This is a genomic window from Catenuloplanes nepalensis (assembly GCF_030811575.1).
GTDB classification, from domain to species: domain Bacteria; phylum Actinomycetota; class Actinomycetes; order Mycobacteriales; family Micromonosporaceae; genus Catenuloplanes; species Catenuloplanes nepalensis.
This window is the reverse complement of the sequence record NZ_JAUSRA010000001.1, coordinates 2,771,630-2,793,733: the sequence shown is the minus strand read 5'-3', so window position 1 is coordinate 2,793,733 and position 22,104 is coordinate 2,771,630. Positions and strand designations below refer to the sequence as shown.

The 22,104-nt window shown below is 71.7% G+C and carries 16 protein-coding genes; 9 read left to right on the top strand and 7 right to left on the bottom strand.

Annotated features, from left to right (window positions below):
* Nucleotides 1–6: 6 nt before the first annotated feature.
* From J2S43_RS11710 to J2S43_RS11700, 3 genes are all read right to left on the bottom strand, one after another.
* Nucleotides 7–7,731 (bottom strand): SpvB/TcaC N-terminal domain-containing protein, encoded by a 7,725-nt coding sequence (locus J2S43_RS11710; RefSeq protein ID WP_306828938.1) that lies wholly within the window; start codon nt 7,729–7,731, stop codon nt 7–9.
* Nucleotides 7,732–8,021: 290 nt separating this feature from the next.
* Nucleotides 8,022–8,465, bottom strand: coding sequence for an MFS transporter (locus tag J2S43_RS11705; RefSeq protein ID WP_306828937.1), 444 nt, complete (start codon nt 8,463–8,465; stop codon nt 8,022–8,024).
* A 50-nt stretch (nt 8,466–8,515) separates the two neighbouring features.
* Nucleotides 8,516–9,529, bottom strand: coding sequence for a LacI family DNA-binding transcriptional regulator (locus J2S43_RS11700; RefSeq protein WP_306828936.1), 1,014 nt, complete (start codon nt 9,527–9,529; stop codon nt 8,516–8,518).
* Nucleotides 9,530–9,657: 128 nt separating this feature from the next.
* Here J2S43_RS11700 and J2S43_RS11695 point away from each other — a divergent pair, with 128 nt between their 5' ends.
* From J2S43_RS11695 to J2S43_RS11680, 4 genes are read left to right on the top strand one after another with little or no spacing between them, the layout of a single operon-like run.
* The gene (locus tag J2S43_RS11695; RefSeq protein WP_306828935.1) at nt 9,658–10,524 is read left to right on the top strand and encodes a carbohydrate ABC transporter permease; all 867 of its coding nucleotides are present in this window, start codon (nt 9,658–9,660) and stop codon (nt 10,522–10,524) included.
* Nucleotides 10,521–11,348 (top strand): carbohydrate ABC transporter permease, encoded by an 828-nt coding sequence (locus J2S43_RS11690; RefSeq protein WP_306828933.1) that lies wholly within the window; start codon nt 10,521–10,523, stop codon nt 11,346–11,348. The genes J2S43_RS11695 and J2S43_RS11690 overlap by 4 nt, the downstream gene beginning before the upstream one ends.
* A gap of 28 nt (nt 11,349–11,376) precedes the next feature.
* On the top strand, nt 11,377–12,690 hold the full coding sequence (locus tag J2S43_RS11685; protein WP_306828932.1) for an ABC transporter substrate-binding protein: 1,314 nt from the start codon (nt 11,377–11,379) through the stop codon (nt 12,688–12,690).
* 40 nt (nt 12,691–12,730) lie between these two features.
* The gene (locus J2S43_RS11680; protein WP_306828930.1) at nt 12,731–14,764 is read left to right on the top strand and encodes an alpha-galactosidase; all 2,034 of its coding nucleotides are present in this window, start codon (nt 12,731–12,733) and stop codon (nt 14,762–14,764) included.
* A gap of 71 nt (nt 14,765–14,835) precedes the next feature.
* Here J2S43_RS11680 and J2S43_RS11675 read toward each other — a convergent pair whose 3' ends face one another.
* Nucleotides 14,836–15,699: a TolB family protein gene (locus tag J2S43_RS11675; protein WP_306828929.1), complete on the bottom strand. Its 864-nt coding sequence runs from the start codon at nt 15,697–15,699 to the stop codon at nt 14,836–14,838.
* 113 nt (nt 15,700–15,812) lie between these two features.
* Between J2S43_RS11675 and J2S43_RS11670 the strand changes: the two genes are divergently transcribed.
* On the top strand, nt 15,813–16,037 hold the full coding sequence (locus tag J2S43_RS11670) for a hypothetical protein (protein ID WP_306828928.1): 225 nt from the start codon (nt 15,813–15,815) through the stop codon (nt 16,035–16,037).
* A 41-nt stretch (nt 16,038–16,078) separates the two neighbouring features.
* Here J2S43_RS11670 and J2S43_RS11665 read toward each other — a convergent pair whose 3' ends face one another.
* Together J2S43_RS11665 and J2S43_RS11660 are read right to left on the bottom strand one after the other, a co-directional pair.
* Nucleotides 16,079–16,480 (bottom strand): hypothetical protein, encoded by a 402-nt coding sequence (locus J2S43_RS11665; protein ID WP_306828926.1) that lies wholly within the window; start codon nt 16,478–16,480, stop codon nt 16,079–16,081.
* A gap of 42 nt (nt 16,481–16,522) precedes the next feature.
* Complete coding sequence (locus J2S43_RS11660) at nt 16,523–17,041, bottom strand: anthrone oxygenase family protein (RefSeq protein ID WP_306828925.1); 519 nt, start codon at nt 17,039–17,041, stop codon at nt 16,523–16,525.
* 89 nt (nt 17,042–17,130) lie between these two features.
* On the opposite strand from J2S43_RS11660, the gene J2S43_RS11655 reads away from it, so the two are divergent.
* From J2S43_RS11655 to J2S43_RS11640, 4 genes are all read left to right on the top strand, one after another.
* Nucleotides 17,131–17,763, top strand: coding sequence for a TetR/AcrR family transcriptional regulator (locus J2S43_RS11655; RefSeq protein ID WP_306828923.1), 633 nt, complete (start codon nt 17,131–17,133; stop codon nt 17,761–17,763).
* Between the two features lie 272 nt (nt 17,764–18,035).
* Nucleotides 18,036–18,989, top strand: a complete 954-nt coding sequence (locus J2S43_RS11650) for a helix-turn-helix domain-containing protein (protein ID WP_306828922.1) — start codon at nt 18,036–18,038, stop codon at nt 18,987–18,989.
* A gap of 15 nt (nt 18,990–19,004) precedes the next feature.
* Entirely contained in the window at nt 19,005–19,466 is a 462-nt protein-coding gene (locus tag J2S43_RS11645) for a cupin domain-containing protein (protein ID WP_306828921.1), read from the top strand.
* Entirely contained in the window at nt 19,463–20,377 is a 915-nt protein-coding gene (locus J2S43_RS11640) for an NAD(P)-dependent alcohol dehydrogenase (RefSeq protein WP_306828920.1), read from the top strand. Before J2S43_RS11645 ends, J2S43_RS11640 begins: the two co-directional genes overlap by 4 nt.
* A gap of 150 nt (nt 20,378–20,527) precedes the next feature.
* Here the strand turns inward: J2S43_RS11640 and J2S43_RS11635 are convergent, their stop codons facing one another.
* Nucleotides 20,528–22,093: a pectate lyase family protein gene (locus J2S43_RS11635; protein ID WP_306828919.1), complete on the bottom strand. Its 1,566-nt coding sequence runs from the start codon at nt 22,091–22,093 to the stop codon at nt 20,528–20,530.
* Nucleotides 22,094–22,104: the final 11 nt, after the last annotated feature.

The window sequence follows — 22,104 nt, the reverse complement described above, 5'->3', positions numbered from 1 at the left end:
TCCTGATCATCGCTGTGCCTCGATGAAGTCGAGCAGCCGCTGCCGGTCGGCTTCGGTGGTCGTCGGGAACAGGCTCGGCGTGCCGCGCAGGCGGGCGCGCCGATTCCAGTCGTTCTCCGGGTCGAGCGCGCCGCCGGGGCCGTGACACTGCGCGCAGAACGGGTTGCGGCCCTCCCGCAGCGCCCGTTCGGTGATCCGGGGGTCGTAGATGTTGTCGCCCTGCGGTCCCAGCACGTCGAACATCACCCACTGCACGGTGGCCACCGGGGTCAGGCCGTAGGCGTCCTTCGCGGCCGCGACCGCGACGCCGCCGGCCGACGCGTCGCCGGACAGCAGTTCGTCGGTGATGTTCGCGGCCGGGTTCGCGGTCTGCACCGCGGCGTACGCGTCACCGGTCTGGATGAAGACGTAGCCACCGATGCCGATCGCGATCACCTTCCCGATCAGTCCGCCCACCTTCCCGGCCTTCGGCGTGTGCGGCGCCTTGGGCGCGTGCGGTGCCTTCGGCGCGTGCGGTGCCTTGGGCGCGTGCGGCACCGCCGGGTTGCGCAGCGGGTGGCTCAGCTCGGGCACGTCCGGCGTGATGCCCTTCTTGTGCATCTCCGCCGCGACGTCCGCGCCCGGGTTCTTCGAGCCCGCCTCGTGCGCCTTGCTGACCTCGTGGGCGAAGTTGTGGCCGGACCCGGCCTTGCCCGCATGCCCCTTCTGGAAGCTCAGGTTCGTCGTGTTCAGCGCCTCCGCCGGCGTCTTCGCCAGCTCGTCGAACGTGTGGTGCACCTGGATGCCGTCCAGCGAGATCCCGGCCGCGGCGGCGAGCTTCCCGAACCGGGTGCGCACCCGCGAGTAGGTCTCCCGGGCGAGGTTGATCCCGGTGCCCTTCTGCCGGTTGGATCCCTTTCCCTTGGCCGCGACGGTCTCGGCGACGTCCTTCTGGAACGCCGTCACGACTTCCTTGTAGGACGAGGCCGAGTATTTCGTGCCGAGCTCCTCGACGACCGCCTTCTCCCACAGCGCGCCGATCCGCTCGTCGTTTCCGATCAGGCCGGGCGGAGGCGGCGTGCCCTGGGTGCCGGTCGGGTCCCGCAGCATCACCGGGTTCCCGGCGCAGTACGCGTAGCGGTTCGGCCCGTCCGCCTCGGCCGCCGGATCACAGCTGATCCAGCGGGCCAGCCAGGGCGCGTAGTACCGGGCGCCCATCGCGTAGAACCCGGTCTCCTCGTCGCGTTCCCGGCCGAGGTAGCGGTGCCGGCGCACCGGCCCGGTCTGGGCGCGCACCGCCTGATAGGTGGAGACCCCGTACGGCGAATACTCCTCGTACGTGATGACCTGACCGTTGCCGTCCAGCTCCAGCACGGCCGAGCCGAGGTGGTCGTCGTGCTGGTACCGCACCCGCCGGCGGGGCACGCCCGGCGGTTCGGTGCCGGCGGTACGCGTCTCCACGGAGAGCACCCGCCGCTCGTCGTCCATCACGTGCACGGTCTCCCGGGCCCGCGCGTCCGGCCCGTACGACCGGAAGATCTCCACGGTCTCCAGGTAGATCCGCTCGTCCTTGACGTCGCCGCCGGCCCGCTCGGTCACCTTCCGCACCCGCTCGCCGGCGGAGTCGTAGACGTAGAAGGTGCGTTCCCCGCCGGCGCCGCCCGCGACGACCTGCCGGCTCGTCATCCGCAGCAGGTCGTCCTCGTCCCACTCGATCCCGGACAGGTGCGGCATGCGCAGCAGGTTGCCGTGCGCGTCGTAGCCGTCGCCGCCGGTGCTGTAGGTCTCGACGGTTCCGCCGGCCGTCGTCCGGGTCAACCGGTTGCCGCGCTGCCCGGGCTGCAGCAGGCTGGGTTCGTCGTAGGTGTAGGCGCGGGTCCAGCCGGGTTGCGCCGGGTCGGTGCCGCGATGCCGCAGCTCCAGCAGGTTGCCGGTGTCGTCGTAGAGGTAACGTTCGGCGTACCGGCCCATGGCCGTGCCGTCGCCGGGGTGCACGACCGGGATCGCGGGCAGGTCGCCCGGCGCGGACGGGATCGGCGGCCCGCCAGCCTGGCCGAGGTGCTCACGGCCGGTCGCCTCGATCAGCTGGAACATCGCGTCGTACCGGAACGTCGTGCCCGGCTCGACCCGCCGGTTGCGGAAGAAGACGGCCTGCTGCGCGGTGTCCCGGACCCGGCTGATGTTCCCGGCCGGGTCGTAGGTGTAGTGCAGGTTCTGCACCGCGCAGCCGGGCCAGCCGTCCGGCGCCGGGTCCGGGCAGTCGTCCGGGAACGCACCCGGGTCCCGGCGGGTCCGCAGCCCGGCGAGCCGGGTGGTGAGCGGGTCGTACCGGTACTCGGTGCGGGTGCCGTTGCCGTACGCGATCCGCGTGCGCCGGCCCTTGGCGTCGTAGTCGATGCCGGTGACCGCGGTCATCGTCGCGCCGGCCGGATCGAGCGGCCCGGGCGGCACGGCCGGCAGGTCGAGCCAGACGTGCACCCGGTCGAGCAGGTTCGCCTCGCCGTAGACCGGCTGGATCACCGTGATCGCGCTGCCCGGCGCGTCGCTGTGCGGCACGATGATCTGCGCCGGCCGGTTCAGCCCGTCGTACCGGGTCCGGCCGGTCCACGTCTCCGCCTCCATCGCCGGGGTCGCCGCCCAGTCCAGCGTGGACCGGTAGTCGGTGGCAAGCCGGCGGGTGCCGTGCAGCAGATTGCCCTTGAAGTCGAAGTCGTCGGTGACCACCACGCCGGCCTGGTCCTGCCGGGTGACCAGCCGCCCGCGCAGGTTGCGGGCCACGGCCTGCGGATGGCCCTCGCCGTAGACGTCGCGCGCGACCAGCGACTCCGGCCCGGTGCCGCCGCGCAGGAACGTCTCCACCGGCCGGTGCAGCGCGTCGCAGGTGATCCGGGTCCGGTGGCCGCGGCCGTCCCACGTGTACCGGACCGTGCCGGCGACGTCGGGCAGCGTCCAGCGTTCGCCCGCGTCCATGCTCGCCGACCGGACCCGGTTGCCCAGCATGTCGTAGTCGTACCGGGCGATCGTCCGCCCGCCCGCGTCGATGATCTCCCGCTGGTTGTCCTCGATGTCGCGGACCACGCTGGTCCGCGGGAACCGGTCGGCGGCCGGCCCGTCGCCGAGGTCCACCCGGTTGTGCAGGATGGTGACCGCGGGCCGGCCGAGCGCGTCGGTGCGCACGACCGACGGCGTCCCCGCATGCGGCTCGGACCGGCGGGCCGCGGCCGTCTCCTCCACACGGTCGGCCGGGTCCGGGTAGCGGGCCGCGAACGCCGCCGCGTGCGCCGGGTCGGTGCGCAGCGCGTGCCAGGTGGGCAGGTAGTCGGCGGCCGGCAGCCGGCCGATCCGGTCGCCGACGTCCGGATCCAGGGCCGGGTCGGTGACCAGCATGGTGTCGCTGGCGTTGGACGTCTCGTCGTGCCACGGGCCGACGACCGTCTTCTCCCAGGAGTGGTCCGGGTGCACGGTGGCCACCACACGGCCGAGCGGATCGCGGCAGAGCACCGCGCTCGCGCCGATCCGCACGTCGGACTCGAAGCGGTGCGTGTCGGTGAAGAACGGCTCGTACTGCCGTACCGGCTCGCCCTTGTTGTCGAAGACGGTCCAGCCGGTGCCCACCCAGCGTGGGTCGGCGTGGCCGGTGAGGTCCGGCAGTCCGTCCGGGCCGACGACGATCGTGCCGTCCGGCGCCCGCCGGGGCGCCGGGCCGGGTTCGGCCGGGACCTTGCGTTGCAGTTCCCGGCCGAAGCCGTCGGTGTAGGCGATCGTGACCTGCACCGGTCCCGGGCCACCGTGCCGTTCCCGCACCAGACTGGCGCGCGGTGTGGGCGGCCGACGATCAAGATCAATACCGCGACGGTACGCGTTGAGGTCGGTCAACACCCGGCTGGTGGCGTCACCGAGCAGCGCGGCGGCCAGCGGCCCGCGCGGTGCGGCCAGGAACGCGTCGATCTCGGCCTGCGTCGGGTCGGCCCGGAACGCGGCGGTAAGCCGGTCCCCCGGCGCCGGCGTCTCCTCCGGCTTGCCCATCAGCGCGGTGCCGGCGACCGTGCCGAACGCGTCGAAGGCGACCTGCGACCGGTTGCGGTTGGCGTCCATGATCAGCGACGGCATCAGCACCCGGTAGTCCTGGCCTCCACGCACCGGGGGCCGGTCCGGGTCGGTGTGCCGCTCGCCCGCGGTGACCCGGTTGCCGAGCGCGTCGCGGGTCTCCTGGACGAGCAGGGTGTACGCGTCGTAGGCGACGGTGCTGTCGGCGCCGAACTGGTCGCGGAACCGGTGTGGCAGGAAGAAGTGCTGCCGGGCGTACGCCAACTCCTGCGCGGGGCTGTCGGCCGGGCCCGGCGAGTAGAACAGTAGGCCCGCGGGGGACCACCAGTCCGCGTCGCCGTCGCCGTGCACGTACCCGCCGTCCGTGGCGAGCATCGCGTCCGTCACCCGCCCGCCGTAGACCCGGGTGAGCAGGCCCGGGGTGAACGCCAGCCGGTAGCTGTCGAACGGCAGCCCCAGCGTCTGCAGCTGACCCAGCGGCAGCCGGCCGGTCAGATCGTCCCGGCGGTAGTACGTGCGCACCCGTTCGATCAGCCGGCGCCGCACCGCATCCGGCGGCGGCACCACCTCGTAGGCGATCACCGGTGCGCCAGCGGCCGCGTCCCGGACCTGGTCGAAGCCGAACCGGGCCTCGCCGGGCGGCAGGGCGAGCCCGGTCAGCTCGTACGTGCGGGACTCGCACGGCGCCGGCATCCGGTACCCGGCCGGGGTGTCGACGATGTTGGTGACGTCGTTTTCCGTGCAGGTGACGTGGATCCGCGCCTGGAGGGCCTGATCCGCCGGGGGCAGCGCCGGGTCGGGTGCGCGGCGGCCGTAGCCCACGGTCGCGCTGCGCCGTACCGTGCCGAGGTCGTCGACGTCGAGGGTGAGCACGTGGCCGGTGCGCGGGTCCGCCGGGTTCCGCTCGTAGTGATGGGTGAGCGACTCCCGGGCGTGCGGCAGGAACACGGCGTGCCGGTTGCCACCGCGCGGTTGCAGGCGGCGCACGGTGAAGCTGGACTCGGCCACCGTGTACGGATGCGCGGACGCGGCGCTGTCGTCCCGCGCGTAGACCTCCTGGCGCAGCACCGATCCGCGCAGCGCCCGGTACGCCTCCCGCTCGTCCTCCGCGGTCAGCCCGGGGGGCAGGACGGCACCGGTCAGGCCCGGCCCGCGGTAGAACTCCCCGGCCGGCACGGCCCGCGCGCCGGTGTGGAACCAGGTGCGGGTCAGCACCGGCGGCACGTGCGAGGCGGCGTCCTCGTTCGTTCCGTCCCCGAGCGCCGCGATCCGCGCGGTGTCCCACTGATCGACCAGCCCGAACCCGCAGAACTCGCGCTCGGTGCCGTCGAACCGGCCATGGTGGTAGGCGTAGCGGGACACGAACCGGTTGCCGCTCACCCGGTCGCGCGTCTCGACCCGCTCGACCACGTGCACCGGGAACGGCAGCCGGGTGGCCCACGGCTGCCCGGCCCGCGCGTCGGCGAGGTAGAACGTGGTCGACGGCGTGTACGACACCCGGCTCTCCGCGCCCAGGTTGTTCACCACCGAGGTGAGCAGGTGCGGTTTGCCGTCCGCCATCAGGCGCACGTAGCGCAGCGGGCGGCGCCGGTCGCCGGGCAGCGGCGACGACCAGACCAGGCAGGCGGTGCCGTCGCCGAGTAGGTCCACGGCGGACATCTCCGCCTCCGGCGAACGGACGTCCACCCGGTACGGTTCGCTCAGCCGGTTCCCGGACTGGTTGAAGTACAGCCGCACCCCGGTCCGGTCCGAGTAGATCAGGTCGGTGGTGCCGGAACCGTCGATGTCGGCGAGCAGCACCCGGCCCGGCTCGAAACCGCCCGGCGTGTCCAGCCGCGGCGAGCCGTCCATGGTGATCGCGGAGCCGAACCGGCCGTACCCCAGGTTCGGCCAGTAACGGACCTCGCCGTCGCGGACCGACACCACGTCGGGCAGGCCGTCACCGCTCATGTCGGCCAGGTGCACTGCCTGCGTGTGGTCGGCGAACATCAGACGTGGCCCGGCGGAGCCCAGCGAGGCGTGCACGGCCGCGCCGAAACCGTCCTCGCCGAGCGAGGGATGCCAGATCAGCGTGTCGCCCTCGGCGATCAGCGCGTCGGCGTGCCCGTCCCCGGTCAGGTCGGCCAGCCGCAGGCGCGGATCACGCCCGTCCCGCGGCAGTCGCGCGCTGAACGGGCGGAACGGCAGCCAGCCTTCGCCGTCGTCGTGCTCGTGGAACCCGGGCACCGGCCCGTCCAGCGCGACCAGGTCCGGGCTGCCGTCGCCGGCGAGGTCCATGAACCGGGCGTGGCCGCCGGCTCGCGCCAGGGCCGGGCGGGCGGCGACCGGTTCGGCCGCCCCGAACCGGGCCGCGGCCGGCCGGATGAGCGGCCCCAGGTTGCGCTGATAGAACCAGTCTCCGGCGTACTCGCTCAGAATGCCGGTGAGACCCTCCCCGTGCAGGTCGATCCACTGGTACGCCCGGTCCGTACCGGCTGGCGGCAGGCCCGCGGCCGGTTCCGCCTCGACGTCCCGCGCCGTACCCGAGACGACCGGCCGGCTGTAGGTGAACTCGACCCGCGGCAGCGACCGGCGCAGGTGCACCGGCTGATCACCGTCGCGGGCGAAGCCGGACTGGGTCACCCCGCGCAGGAACGACGCGGTCCGGGTGCTGCCCTGGTGGGCCAGCTCGTCCGCGACCCCGGGCGGCTGCCGGTAGTCCAGGTCCGCGTAGTCGAACTCGGTGCACCGGACCGGGCCGTCGTAGCCTCGGTCCCCCGCCGGCAGGTCCGGGACGTGATGGAAGGAGAGAATGCGCCGGCACCGCCGGTGGGTGCGGACCTCGAAGCCGGGGCGATACGACGAGAACGAGTCCGGGCGGACCGCCCACGGCCGTGTCGCGGTCGTCGTGGCCCGGACGGTCTCGTGCCGCTCCGCGGACTCCGGCGTGACGGTCGCCAGGTGCCCCTCGTCGTAGTCGAGGACCACCTCGAACAGCCACTCGTGCCGGGTCAGGTCGGGTTCGGCGAGCCGGGACACCCGGTTGCCGTACCGGATCCGCTTCAGGTAGCGGTTCGCGGCGCGTTCCCGGTGCCGTTCGGACCCGAGGGCGGTGTCCACGCCCGCGCCGTTCTCCGCCACGTACTCGTACACGCTGGCGTTGCCCTTGTCGTCCCAGCTCTCGCAGATCAGCCAGCTGAACACGCGGTCCGGCGCGGCCGGATCGGCGATCCGCGAACGGTGGTCGCGGCCGTAGACGGAGGTGACGTCGTCGGCGGTGACGGCGCGCCAGTGGACGTCGCCGGTGTCCGTGCGGGTCCAGCGCTCGATCCGGGCGAACAGCCCTTCGACCCGCGGCCGGTACCGGTGGATGACGTACCCGGGCGCGCTGGCGATATCCTCGTCACGGTCGCCGTCCGGGCGTAGCACCGGCACCAGGTCCTCGACGCCGGCCATCACGTACACGTCGGACTCGGCCGCGTCCGCGTACCGCGGCAGTCCCCGCTCGGTCTTCCGGGTGATCGCGGCGAGCGAGAGACTCCATCCGACACCGAACGGGCCGTTGCCGCTGCCGGAGTCGTAGGAGAGCGTCAGCCGCGGCCCGAACCCGGCCCGGCCCGGACTGACCGGGACCGGCACGGTGACCGCGCCGGTCCCGGTGGCCGGATTCGCGGCGAATTTCTCCCCGATCCCGCGCACCGCACCGCCGCCCTTGGGAAGCGCCACCGCAGGCCGCGCGGCAGTGCCCTTTTCCGTCGTTTCAGCCGGCATGACGCACCACCACGAGTTGGCGTTGACGAGCATGGGATTCGCGCGCGCAACGACACGCTACCCGGCCGCGTCATTCACACAATCGGATCACGGACACGCCACTCAGAAAGTCACCCGGACGGCCGTCATATCCTTTAGGGCCACCATCGACAATCGCGTTCAGCGCCTCTTTTCCGCTTATGCCGATGCAATACAGATGGTTCGCGACGAATGTTCGCGGCGGGCCACGCGGCCCGCCGCTCGGCTCAGTGGACCAGCGCCGGTTCCGCGTCCGGGTTGTGGACCGGGCGGCCGGAGGGCAGCAGCGGCCCGCAGGCGAGCGCGCCGATCGCGAAGAACGCGGCCGTCCACCAGAAAGCGGTGTGATAACTGGCGAGCTGGGATGCGATGACCACGTCCGCGGTCGGCTGGCGGCCGATCAGGTAGTCGGCGGCGGCGGCGAGCGTGTTGAGCAGGGCCGTGCCGATGGAGCCGCCGACCTGCTGAGACGTGTTGCCCGTGGCGGAGGCGACGCCGGCGTCGGCCGGTTCGACGCCGGAGGTGGCGGTGCTCATCGCCGGGGCGATGATCAGGCCGAAGCCGACCCCGAGCGTGACCAGCGGCGGCAGGACGTGCGCGACATAGCCGGAGTCGGCCTCCATCAGCGTCATCCACGCCATGCCGAGCCCGGACAGCACGGACAGCACCATCCCGAGCGTGATCAGGGGCCGGGCGCCGAAGCGGCTGACCGTGGCGCCGGTCAGGCGGAGTCGCGCCAGACGATCGGGGACGGCAGGACGACCGGGTCGGGGTGGTCGCCGTTGATCTGGCGGAGGACCAGGTCGGCCGCGACCGCGCCGACCTCGCGCGCGGGCTGGTGCACCGTGGACAGCGGAGGTTGCGTGCGCAGCGCCCACGAGCTGTCGTCGAAACCCACCAGACCCACATCAGCGGGTACGGCGCGGCCGGCGTCGCGGAGAACCTCGAGCGCACCGGCCGCGACCGCGTCGGAGGCGGCGAAAACCCCGTCGATCGCGGGCTCGCGGGACAGCAGCTCGCGCATGCCCTTCACGCCGGAGGCGTAGTCGTAGAGCGGCACCTCCGCGACCAGGCCCGCATCGAAGCGGTCGCCGAGCGCGGCGCGGAAGCCGGCCAGGCGGTCCGCGCCGGAGTCCCGGTCCAGCGCGGCCGCGATCATGCCGATCCGGCGTCGCCCGCCGGCGGCCAGGCGGGTGACCAGCGCGCGGGCCGACCCGGCGTTGTCGATCCCCACCCACGGCGTGTCGCGGGACAGGTCGGGCGGGTGGCCGACGAACGTGGCCGGCAGGCCGAGCGCGCCGATGACCCGGGTGATCGGGTCGTGCGTGCGGGCCGACACCACGATCGCGCCGTCGACGAAGCCGCCGCTGAGATATCGCGCGACCCGCTCGGTGTCGCGCGCGGAGTCGACGACCAGGCTGACCATCTGGTGGTCGGCGATCGACAGCTCCTCGTTCGCGCCGAGCATGATCGCGCCGATGTTCGGGTCCTCCAGCAGCAGCGAGTGCGGTTCGAGCGTGAGGAAGCCGACGGCCTGGGAGCGGCGCCGGACCAGGTTGCGCGCCGCCGTGTTCGGCACGTAGCCGACGTCGGCGATCGCGGCCTCGATGGCGGCGCGGGACGCGGCGGAGACGTACCCGCCGTTGAGGACCCTGCTCACGGTGCCGCGGGAGACGCCGGCCGCGGCGGCCACGTCGTGCACCGTGGCGCGTTTCTGCGGTTGCGTCCGTGCCACGCCGCACAGCGTAGTGGCGCGGTCTTGACCCTCGATCAACCACGTGACACTGTGTGCACGTTCACACACACGACACGCGCGCTTCGTGCGGCCGAAATGTGTGCACGTGCACACAGCGGGGAGGGCGAGTGACCAGGCACCGGTCCGCGGTGGTCTTCTTCATCGCCCCCTTCGGCGTGCTGTTCACGCTCTTCTACCTGCTGCCCATCGGGTACGCCGTGGTCCAGTCGCTGTTCACGGTCGAGCGCACCGGCACGTTCGGCCCGGCCCGCGAGGTCTTCGGCGGGCTGGTGCAGTACCAGCGGGTCCTCTCCGACGGGCCGTTCTGGGCCTCGGTCGGCCGCGTGCTGCTGTTCGGCGCGGTGCAGATCCCCGTCATGCTCGTCCTGGCGCTGTTCCTCGCGCTGCTGCTCGACTCCGGCCTGGTCCGCGGGCGGCGCTTCTTCCGGCTGGCGTTCTTCGTGCCGTACGCGGTGCCCGGGGTCATCGCCGCGATCATGTGGGGCTTCCTCTACTCCCCCACGCTGTCGCCGTTCACGCCGGTGACCGGCGCGGTCGACCTGCTCTCCGCGGACCTGGTGCTGTGGGCGATGGCGAACGTGGTGACGTGGGTCTACGCCGGTTACAACATGCTGATCATCTACTCGGCGCTGCTGGCGATCCCGCCGGAGATCTACGAGGCCGCGCGGATCGACGGCGCCGGGCCGGCCCGGATCGCCTGGTCGGTGAAGATCCCGCTGGTCCGGCCCGCGATCGTGCTGACCGCGGTCTTCTCCGTGATCGGCACGCTGCAGCTGCTGGCCGAGCCGCAGGTCTTCCGCAGCTTCTCCTCCGCGGTGTCCAGCACGTACACGCCGAACCTCACGGTCTACTCGACGTCGTCGATCCCGAACTTCAATCTCGCGGCCGCGTTCTCCGTGGTGCTGGCGCTGGTCACCTGCGTGCTGTCGTTCTCGGTACTGAAGGCGACGAGCCGCGGGGGGATGGGTCGGTGAGGGCGCGGATCGCGGCGATGACCGTGCTGGGCGTGTGCACGGTCTACTTCCTGACGCCGATCTGGTGGCTGTTCGTCAGCGCCACCAAGACCCGGGCGGGGTTCACCTCCACCTCGCCGCTGTGGTTCGCCGACTTCGCGCTGATCGGCAACCTGCGGGAGGTACTGACCTACCGGGACGGGATCTTCCTGCGCTGGCTCGGCAACAGCGTCCTCTACACCGCCGGTGCCGCGCTGATCGGCACGCTGCTGGCCGCGATGTGCGGATACGCGCTGGCGAAATACCGTTTTCGCGGCCGGGAGCTGATCTTCAACGTGGTGCTCGGCGGCGTGCTGGTCCCGGCCACCGCGCTCGCGCTGCCACTGTTCCTCATCTTCAGCCGGGCCGGCGCGACGAACACGTTCTGGTCGGTGTTCCTGCCCAGCGTGGTCAGCCCGTTCGGCGTCTACCTGGCCCGCATCTACGCGGCCGCGAGCGTGCCGGACGACCTGATCGAGGCCGCGCGGATCGACGGCGCCGGCGAGGTGCGCACGTTCGTCACGATCGCGGCGCGGCTGATGACGCCGGCGCTGGTGACCATCTTCCTGTTCCAGTTCACGGCCGTGTGGAACAACTTCCTGCTGCCGCTGATCATGCTGGGCGACGAGCGGCTGTTCCCGGTCACGCTCGGCCTCTACACCTGGAACACGCAGGTCAACCAGGTGCCGCAACTGCGTGGGCTCGTCCTCACCGGCGCGCTGCTCTCGGTCGTACCGCTGGTGATCGCTTTTCTGCTCTTGCAGCGCTTCTGGCGCAACGGTCTCGGCACCGGGGCCGTGAAGTAGTCCCCCTCATCGGAAAGCAGGCACTCTGATGAAAACCCCGCTGCGCACGCTCGGCGTCGCGCTGAGCTGCACCCTGCTGATCACGGCCTGTTCCACCCCCTCTGATTCGACCGCCGCGTGCGCGCCCGACGACGCGGAACCGGTCACGCTCACCTACACCTCGTGGATTCCCGGGATCGAGGAGGTCGTGCAGGTGTGGAACGCGGCCAACCCCAGGATCCAGGTCAAAGTCCAGACCGGACCGAACGGCAACGGGGGTACGTATCAGAACTTCTTCAATCAGCTCCGCGCCGGAAACCCGCCGGATCTCGGGCAGATCGAATACGACGCGCTGCCGAGTTTTCGCGTGCAGGACGGCCTGTTCGACCTCGGCGCGTGCGAGAACGTGACGGCGGCGCGCGGGCAGTTCATCGACTGGACGTGGGATCAGGTCAGCTTCGGCGAATCGGACGCGGCCTACGGCGTACCGCAGGATTCGGGTCCGATGGCTTTGTTCTACCGCAAGGATCTCTTCGACCAACACCGGATCGCGGTGCCCACGACCTGGGACGAATATGCGGCCGCGGCGGAGAAGGTGAAGGCGGCCGGCGGTTACATCACGAACTTCTCGCAGAGCGACGTCAACCAGTTCGCGGGCCTGTCGTGGCAGGCCGGTGCGAGCTGGTTCGCCAGTGACGGCGACACCTGGTCGGTCGACCTGACCGGCCCGGAGACCACGCGGGTCGCCGACTACTGGCAGCGGCTGCTCGACCGCGACCTGGTCTCCACCGTGCCGCCGTGGACCACCGAGTGGGACAACGCATACAACTCCGGAAGCGCCTGGACCTGGGTGTCCGCGGTCTGGGGCGCGAACTCGATCTCCTCCGGCGCGCCGGGCACAGCCGGCCGCTGGGCCGTCGCTCCCATGCCACAGTGGTCCGCGGGCGGCACCGTCGCCGGGAACTGGGGAGGGTCGTCCACCGCCGTGTTCAAGGGCTCGGCACACCCGTACGAGGCCGCGCGGTTCGCGCTGTGGCTGAACACCAGTGAGGAGGCGCTCACGCTGCTGGCCGAGAAGGCCAACCTGTACCCGGCGACGAAGACCGGCGCGAGCCTGCCGGTCTACGCGCAGGGCGTCGAGTTCTACGGCGGCCAGAAGATCTACGAGGTGTTCGCGCGGGCAGCCACGCAGGTCGCCCCCGGTTTCACCTGGGGACCGACGATGACCTCGACCTATGCCAACACCTCGGACGGCTTCAAGAACGCCGTCTCCGGCCGCGGCACGCTGGCCGACGCGCTCGCCGCCGCGCAGCGCTCGACCATCGACACCCTGAAATCGCAGTCCATTCCCGTCAAGGAGTAGCGCCCTGATCCGCCAGCTTCGCGCCGCGGGCGTCAGCCTCGTGCTGGACGCCCGCGACGCACGTCCACCCGCCATCGTCCACTGGGGTGCCGACCTCGGCGACCTCCCCGCCCCGGCGCTCGCCGCGATCGCCGACGCGTCGGTGCCCGCGGTGCCGCCGAGCAGCATCGACGTACCGCTGTGGCTGCCTCTTCTGCCGTCGTTCACGGACGGCTGGAGCGAACGTCCGGGCCTCGACGGGTTCTTCACCGACCGGTCCGCCCTTGCTTGGGACGGTTGGTCCACCGACGCCGGTGAAGGTGGGATGAGCGTCACCGGGACCGGGCCGCTGACAGTCACCACCCGGCTCGAACTGTCCCGCGAGGGCGTGCTGCGCATGCGGCACACGCTGATCAACCGCGGCACGTCCGACTTCGTGCTGACCGCGCTGGACCTGCAACTGCCGGTGCCGGACCGGGCGCGCGAGGTGCTGGACTTCTCCGGGCTGTGGGCGCACGAGCGCCGGCCGCAGCGCGGTGAGCTGCGCCAGGGCGCGTGGATGCGCGAGTCCCGGCACGGCCGCCCCGGGCACGACGACGCGTTCCTGCTGGCCGCGGGCGTGCCCGGGTTCGGGTTCCGCGGCGGCGAGGTCTGGGCCGCGCACCTGGCGTGGAGCGGCGACAAGCGGGTCTGGGCGTCGAGATCCGCGCTCGGCCCGGCCGTGCTCGGCGCCGGTGAGCTGCTCGGCGCGGGCGAGGTCACGCTGGCCCCGGGCGAGGAGTACGCCACGCCGTGGCTGGTCGCCGTCTGGTCCGATCGCGGGCTGGACGGCCTCTCGGACCGCTTGCACCCGTGGATCCGCAACCGCTCCGAGCTGCACCGGCCGCGCCCGGTCGTGCTGAACACCTGGGAGGCGGTCTACTTCGCCCAGGACCTCGACACGCTCGGCGCGCTCGCGGACGCGGCCGGTGCCGTGGGCGTCGAGCGCTTCGTGCTGGACGACGGATGGTTCACCGGGCGGCGCGACGACCGGCGCGCGCTCGGCGACTGGTTCGTCGACGCGCAGGTGTGGCCGTCCGGCCTGCATCCACTGATCGAGCGGGTGCACGAGGCCGGCATGGACTTCGGCCTGTGGGTCGAGCCGGAGATGGTCAGCCCGTCCTCACGGCTCGCGTCGGAGCACCCGGACTGGGTGCTCGGTGCCACCGGCGCGCCCACCTGGCGCTTCCAGCGCGTGCTGGACCTTTCGAACCCCGGCGCCTACGGGTACGTGCTGGAGCGGCTCAACGCGCTCCTCGACGAGTACCCGATCGCGTTCCTGAAGTGGGACCACAACCGGGACGTGCTCACGCCGGGCGTGGCGCACCGGCAGACCGCGGCGCTCTACCGGCTGCTGCGCGAGCTGCGGACGGCGCACCCGGACGTGGAGATCGAGAGCTGCGCGTCCGGCGGCGGGCGCGTCGACCTCGGCATCCTGGAGCTGGTCGACCGGTTCTGGACGTCGGACACCAACGACCCGCTGGACCGGCAGAGCATCCAGCGCTGGACGTCGGTCCTCGTACCCCCGGAGTATCTGGGCGGGCACCTCGGGGACCAGGCCGCGCACATCACCGGGCGCACCACGGATCTCGCGTTCCGGCAGGTCACCGCGCTGTTCGGCAGCGCCGGCATCGAGTGGAACCTGCTGCACGCCACGCCGGAGGAGCACGCCACGATCGCGGAGTGGATCGCGCTGCACAAGCGCTTCCGCGAGCTGCTGCACACCGGCCGGGTGGTCCGCGCCGACACCGCGGACCCGGCCCAGCTGGTGCACGGCGTGGTCGCCCAGGACCGGCGCAGCGCGATCTTCGCCTACGTGACGCTGGACGCGCCGCAGGCCGCGCTGCCCGCCCCGCTGCGTCTGCCCGGCCTGGATCCGGACCGGCCCTACACGGTCCGCCCGCTGCTGACCGGCGCGGTCACCCAGGACGCGCCGCCGCCGTGGCTGGCGTCCGGCTCGGTGACGCTGCCCGGCCGGGTGCTGTCCGAGGTCGGGCTCGCGGTCCCGCTGCTCAAGCCGCAGCAGGCCGCGCTGTTCGAGGTGTCGGCCGCCTGACGACGTGGCCGGTGGCGGGCTCCGGCCCGCCACCGGCGAGGGTTCAGCGGGCCACGGCGGTTCAGCGCGGTTCAGCGCGGTGACGCGCCGGGCGCCACGTCGAGGAAGGCCACGGAGAGGTCCGGGCCGACGATCAGGAACGGGCGGCGGTCCGTCTCGGCGGTCGTCTCGGTGACGACTCCCTCGCGATCGATCAGGTGCAGGAGGCGCCCGCCGGCCGCGCCCAGCACGGCACCGTGCCGGGTGCGCCGCAATCGCTCCCGGGCACCGGTCGCCGGGTCCAGGACGACGATCGGCGGTACGCCGTCCGGCCAGAACTCGTCGACGAGCAGGAGCCGGTGGTCGTCGAGCCAGGCCCGGTGGGACGATCCGACGATCTCCATCCCGTCCTGGCCGGCCACGAGGGCACCGTCGTGGCCCACGACGACCGTGGCGGACGTGTCGTCGGGCGTGACGTAGGTGGCGGCGAGGAAGCGCCCGCCGGGCGACCAGGTGAGCGCGAGATCCTCGGCGGCGCCCTCGCCCGTCCACACCGTCCGGGCACCGCGGGATCGAAGGTCCACGACGGACAGCAGGGCGCGCCCGCCGGCCTGGTTCAGCATGGCGACGCCCGTGCCGTCGGGCGAGAACGCGACCGCGCCGCTCTGCTCCCCCTCGGACGGTAGGACCGTGTCCGCGTCGCCGCCGACGGTGCGCAGCAGCAGCCGGCCGCCCGCCAGGTCGGAGACGAGAAACCGCGTTCCGTCGTACGAGACGGCGCGCGGCGTCTCCAGCGGGCCGAGCGGCAGGCCGCAGAAGCCGCCGGTGCGCGCGTCCCGGGCGATCAGCGTGGACCGGCCGTCGTGCGCGCGCACCAGGGCGATGAGGTCGGCCCGCTCGACCGCCGCCCGGTCCAGCAACGCGTCCGGATCGAGGTGGGTACTCCGCGCGGCCATGGCTCGGCTCCCGGGTCGGTGGTGGGCCGGGTCAGCGTATCGGCAGCGTCGCATTCCGCGGTCTCCGACCGCACAAAGCGACAGAGACACCGGCAGTTCTTCAACATTGACAGATGCGCATCGGCCGTTACCCGTTGCGATCGCTGCCCGCCACGGCTACGCAGCTTCACGACGAGTACGCCGACTCGTGGCGGATCACGCCCGCGGCCGGAACCCGCGAACGCATCGAGCGTTACGAGACGGGCAGGATGACGCTGCGCGAATCGCGGCGGAAGAGGCCCTGCCACCGCTTCGACGGCGCCCTGCTGTTTCCGATCTGCCACGTCCTGCTCAGGTGAAGCACTGTCCGCTACGTGGACCTCGGTCCGGGCTGCGGCGGCTACGCCGGATCCGATCCCGATCCCGATCCCGGGCCCGGAGCGGGCTCGGGTGCCGGCGTGGCGCGTGTGACGAGCTTGGCAACGCCGAACGCCAGGAGCCAGGGCAGCAGCAGGAAGCCACCGCAGGCGATCAGGACCAGCATGGCGGCGTCGGCGACCTCACCGTTGAACCGCAGGTCCGGCCACGAGAAGTGACTGCCCAGCACCGACAGCCCATAGAACAGCACGATCACGACACTGATCCCCACCGCGACGCGGCGCCCACGCCGGCTCCCGGAGGCGGACCAGGCACCCAGCCCCAGCATGATCATGGGCGCCAGGCACAGTCCGGACATGAAAACGAGCCCGATGTAGGTGTCACCGGGCCCATCGGCCAGGATCGTGGCAGGAACGTCAGCCATCAGGGATCTCCAGACGCGGCAGGGGCGGGCGGTCAGGGACGGTCAGGCGCGGGCGCCCGGCCGAGCGTGCACGATCAGCGCCCGGACGAGGCAGACCACAGCGGCGATCGAGGCGAGCGTACGAACCAGGTTCCAGCGCACCCAGACGTCCTCGTACGCCGCCCGCACCGCGCCGGGATCGCCGATGGCGCCGGGGTCGCCGGCCGCCGCGAGCTCCTCGTTGAGCGGCACGCTGATGCCCATCGTGATCGCGAAGGCGGCCGCGTAGAGCAGAAAGGCCGCCGCCGCCCAGGGCAGCACCCGCCTGCCGTCGCGGCGCACGTGCAGGATCGCGGCCGCGGCGGTCAGCGGCAGGGCGCCGAAGAAGCTCGCGGCGAACCATCCGTTGCGGACGGTGGCGTTGATCCACTGCATGGCGGTGATGAAGGTGTGATCGTCGACCCGGGCCAGCCCGAACATGACGGAGCAGGCGTAGGCGTAGAAGAACCCGGCGATCAGGCCGGTCGCCACGGTGGCCGACCCCAGGGTCCAGGCGCGGGCGGTGCGTCGGGCGGCGTGCATGGTGTGCCTCCAGCTATAATCGAACCGGCGAGTACGAATTAAACCGTACCCGACAGTTCGATTAGGCGCTAGTGGCATCGGAGGCCCCCGTGACCGGACAGATCCGACGGGGCCGGCCCCGCGCCGGCGAACAGGAGGCCCGTCGCCACGCGGCCCTCGACGCGGCGCTCGCCGAGCTTGTCGTCCACGGCCTCGACGGCACCACCATGCAGGCCGTCGCCGCCCGCGCCGGCTGCTCGAAGGAGAGCCTCTACACCTGGTTCAGCAACCGCGACGGGTTGCTCGCGGCCCTGATCGAACGGCAGTCCGGCCAGGTCACGACGGCCGTGGCGGCCGCCCTGGACAGCACCGCCGACCCGCGCGCGACCCTGACCGTCATCGCCGAGAACCTGCTGCGGCTGCTCACCAGCGACACCTCGGTGGCGCTGAACCGGGCCGCCATGACCTCCCCCGACCTCGCCGCTCTGCTGCTGCGGCACGGCCGGCACACGACCGGGCCGCTGATCGAGGGCTACCTGACCCACCTCACCGATCAGGGCCGACTGCGCGCCGACGATCCCGCCGACGCTTTCCAGCTGCTGTACGGGCTGGTCGTCCGCGACGTGCAGATCCGGTCACTGCTCGGCGAACCGGCGCCCCCAGCCGATCACCTCCGCGCCGCGGCCGAACTAGCGGTCGACCGTTTCCTCACGCTGACCGGCAGCACCCCACCGTCCGGCTGAGCCGGGCCGGGCTGAACCGGGCGGGCCGTACCCACGGGTGGTTCTGCTTGTGAGCTTCGAAGCCGCGGGGCGATCCCTTCGCGTCCGCGAGAAGACTCCTGAGGGACGGCCGCGTCCGGAGCTGGCTCGTCGATGACCGGCCGTGGGTCGCCGACGCGACCGAGCCGTCCACCGCGTGCACCAGAGCCCGGTAGGGCAGATACGGGCCGGCGTCGCGGTGACCCCAGCCGAACACCATGTCCGAGCGGAAGTGTCGCCGTTATCGTTGACCGGTGATCGGTAATCTTGAGACGTTCCAGGGCGAGTTGTCCGCCAGCGGGTTTCCGCCGCTGGTCAACAAGCTGGCCGGGGCCGACTTCCAGGGCCGGATCACCACCCGTGACCTCGGGCCGCTGCGGCTGGTCTCCCTCGACACGCCCGAGAGCGCCTGCATCGGGCGGGAGCGTGACGCCTCCGACGGCGCGAACCTGGCGGTCAAGGTGATGACCCGGGGCCGGACGCGGATCGAGCAGGGGCGCGGCGACGCCGAACTCGGGCCGGCCGACCTGATGCTGCTCGATCCCACGCGTACGCTCCGGTTCGAGAGCACCGCAGCGGCACACGTCACGATCCTGGTTCCGCGCCGGGAGCTTCGGATCCGGCCCGCGCAGATCGACCGGCTCATCGGCGTACGCATCGACGGCAGCCACGGTCCGGGCGCTCTCGTCTCCGTGCTGGCCCGGGAGTCGGCGCGGTCGGCGACCGGGTTCCGCGAGGCGGAGGCGCTGCGGTCGGCGGCCGCCGTCATCGAGCTGATCGCGGTCGCGCTGGAGGCCCGGCTGGGTGACGAGCAACCGGCACCGGACGAGAGGCTGCGGAACCGGATCACCGGCTACATCGAGGCCCGGCTGGCCGATCCCGATCTGTCCCCGCTGGGCATCGCCGTCGCCCACCACATCTCCGTACGCCGGCTGCACAAGCTGTTCGAGGACCAGCCGCTCACCGTCGCGGCCCTGATCCGCCGTCGCCGCCTGGAGCGCTGCCGGGCCGAGCTGGCCGGAAGCGGACGTACGGTCACCGCCGTGGCCGCCCGGTGGGGATTCTCCGATCCCACCCATTTCAGCAAGCTCTTCAAGGCGACGTACGGCTACAACGCCCGCGCACTGACAACCAGCAACCGTGCACGCACCACCAAGACGCGCACGGACGGCCCAGAACAGGATGGTGGTCACCAAGGCAGGCAATAGCAATGGGAGATAGTCGTGGCGAAGGTAAACATCGTCCGCCCCGGTGAGGGCGAGATCCTCGGCAGCGGGGCGCACCAGATCCGCATCCTGGAGAACGGCGAGCACACCGACCACCGGCTGGGGTTCGCCGAGGTCACCATCCCACCGGGCACCCCGAGCCCGTTGCAGCACCGCCACGCCCAGCACGACGAGGGCTTCTACGTGCTGGCGGGAACGTTCCGGTTCACCGTCGGCGAGGACCAGTACGACGCCGGGCCGGGCACCTGGGTCATCGTGCCGACCGGGGCGCCGCACACGTTCGCCAACGTCGGCGACGAGAACGCGGTCATGCTGAACACGTTCACACCGGACCTGTACGTGCAGTACTTCCGCGACTTCAAGGCCATGATCGATTCCGGGCAGCCGGTCAACGCCGAGACCATGAAACCGCTCTGGAAGAACTACGCCACCGAGATCTCGAACGAATACGCCTCGTGAAGCGCCTTCAGTACGACCGCTACGGCGGCCCGGAGGTGATGTGGCTCGCCGAGTTCGAGCCGGCACGCCCGGGTCCGGATGAGGTTCTCGTCCGCGTCCGGGCGGCAGCTTCCAACGCGCTGGACTGGAAGATGCGCAACGGCGAGATGAAGCTGATCACCGGTCGCTCCTTTCCCCGGGCGATGGGGCACGACTTCGCCGGAGTCGTCGAGGCGGTCGGCGCAGACGTCACCCGCCTGAAGACCGGCGACGCGGTACTCGGCGGGGCTCGGTTCCTGCAGGCGGGCGCGTTCGCCGAGATGGTGACCGCCCAGGAGAAGGCCGTCGTGCTCAAACCGGTGGACCTTTCGTACGAGCAGGCCGCCGCGCTGCCGACCGTGGGCGTGACCGCCTACCAGGCCACGGCGGAGGTCCGGCCCGGGCAGGCGGTCTTCGTCAACGGGTGCCTGGGCGGGGTGGGCCGGGCCGCCGTCCAGTTCGCCCGGGCGCGGGGAGCCTCGGTCGCCGGCAGCTGCCGCGACCCTGCGGCCGACGAGGCCCGCGAGCTCGGCGTCGAACCGGTCGTGGGTTTCGGCTTCGACCCGGCCGCCCTCGCGGGACGGTTCGATCTCGTCTTCGACACGCCCGGCCTGCTTCCCTTCGCCGCGGCCCGAACGCTGCTGAAGCCGGGCGGAACCATCGTCGACATCGTCCCGACCCCGGCCAAAATGATCAGAAGCGCCCTGCCCGGCCCGTTCCGGGCGATGATGGGCCGGCCGGTGACCGCCGACCTGGAGAAGGTGGCCCGGACACTGCGCCTGCCCATCGCCCGCACGGTCCGGTTGACCGAGGCGATTCCCGCCCTGACGGAGCTGGAGCGCGAGCAGCGCCCGAAGGGCGGCAAACTGGTCATCACCATGGCCGGAAGCTGAACCGGGCCGAGCTGGTCCACGGCGGGCACCCGGCGGCCGGAGAGTGCGGCACATCGGCGTGGGATTCGCTGCTGCCGCTCCTGCGAACTCGGTCCAGCGGCGCCGGCGACCGGGTAGGTGCCCGGTCGCCGGCGTCCGATCGAGGATCGGCTAGATCCTGCCCGTGCCGGCTCCGCTGCCGACGGTTGCCTTGACGGTGTTGACGCTCTCCGCGGTGTAGCTGTACGGGACGGCAGCCACGGTGCCGTTGGTCTCACAGGGCCCTGAACTGGTCAGTGAGTTGTCCCGGGCCACCAGCCGTCCGGGGTCGGAGTCCGCGTAGCCGCTGGCCGACCAGCATGCCTGCTGCACGTTCTCGAACACGTTGCCTTCGACCAGCACGCCGGCATCCATAGTGGATGCGATCGCGTACGAGGCGGTGTTGTTGTTGATGTTCGTGTAGTAGTTGTTGAAGACGTGGACCGTCTCACCGAAACGCACCCGGGGGCTGCGTTCGAAGGTGCGGTCGAACCAGTTGTGGTGGTAGGTGATCCGCAGGTGACCGTCGTCCTCACTGGCGTTGCCGTCGGAGTGCCCGACAAGCGAGGTCTTCCAGTGATCGCGGACGATGTTCCAGGAGACGGTGATGTAGTCGGCGGCGTGGGTCATGTCCATCATGCCGTCGTAGAAGTCGACGTCGTCCTCGATGGTGCTCGACATCGTGTTGTGGTCGATCCAGATGTGCGTGGCGTTCTCGATCTGGATCGCGTCACCGCCGGGCACACCCCTGATGTTCAGGTTCTGGATGATGACGTTGGCCGGCTGCATGTCCTCGATGTTGAACGTCGTGCCGGACACGCCGGAGTTGGCGCCGACTCCGCGGATGGTTTTGTCCGCGGTGACTTCGATGGTGCCCGACCCGCTGAACATCCCGTTGACCAGGATCGTCCGGGCGCCGGATGTCTGTGCCTGGGTACGGAGGTCGGCCCAGCTGCTCACCGTCACCGTCGGGCCGCTCGCTCCGCCGGTCGTACCACCGGCCTGCGTGGCCCAGCCGACGATTCCCGTCGTCGGCGGCGGGCCCGTGGTCGGCGGTGCGGTCGTGGGAGTCGTGGTCGGGCCGGTGGTGGTCGGCGTCGGCCCGGGGCCGTCCGCGACTCCGACGTCGTCGAAGCGGGCACTGGCATTGAACGTGGCAACGCCGACCTGTCCACTCGCGAACTGGGTGTCAGTGACGGTGAGCATGCTGGCGCCGTTGACCGAACCGCGCAGCGTGCTGCCGGACACCTCCAGGCTGAGCGTGTGCCAGTTGTTGAGCGTGAACGTGGTGCCGGCCGAGGCAAGCGTCGTCGACGAGCCGTTGACCAGCTTCTTCAGCTCGACGGTGTTGTTGCTGCGCAGGGCGAGGTAGTAATAGCTCGTCGCCGACTGGGCGCGGGCCAGCACCGCCACGAACCGGTTGCTGCCGTTGACCGCGGTCGGCTTGACGCGGACCGTGACGGTGTAGTCGGCCAAGCTTGCGGATCCGGTGCGGGCGCGGGCATCCGAGCTGGTGCCGCTCTGTTGGTAGACCGGGGTGCCGTCGTTGACCACCGACCAGGATCCGCCCGAGGCGGTCCAGCCGCTGGCGTCGCCGTCGTTGAAGTCGTCGCTGAACACGGTCGCGGCGGCTGCCGTCGTCGGTAGGCCGATCACGACTGCGGCGGCCGCGGTCAGCACGCCCGTGCCCACCGCCACAACCACTTTCC

What these genes read in the sequence shown, in the direction of transcription:
- J2S43_RS11705 (WP_306828937.1), bottom strand. Translation starts at nt 8,465, where the DNA reads ATGGTGCTGTCCGTGCTGTCCGGGCTCGGCATGGCGTGGATGACGCTG.
- J2S43_RS11685 (WP_306828932.1), top strand. Translation starts at nt 11,377, where the DNA reads ATGAAAACCCCGCTGCGCACGCTCGGCGTCGCGCTGAGCTGCACCCTG.
- J2S43_RS11675 (WP_306828929.1), bottom strand. Translation starts at nt 15,699, where the DNA reads ATGGCCGCGCGGAGTACCCACCTCGATCCGGACGCGTTGCTGGACCGG.
- J2S43_RS11670 (WP_306828928.1), top strand. Translation starts at nt 15,813, where the DNA reads ATGCGCATCGGCCGTTACCCGTTGCGATCGCTGCCCGCCACGGCTACG.
- J2S43_RS11665 (WP_306828926.1), bottom strand. Translation starts at nt 16,480, where the DNA reads ATGGCTGACGTTCCTGCCACGATCCTGGCCGATGGGCCCGGTGACACC.
- J2S43_RS11660 (WP_306828925.1), bottom strand. Translation starts at nt 17,041, where the DNA reads ATGCACGCCGCCCGACGCACCGCCCGCGCCTGGACCCTGGGGTCGGCC.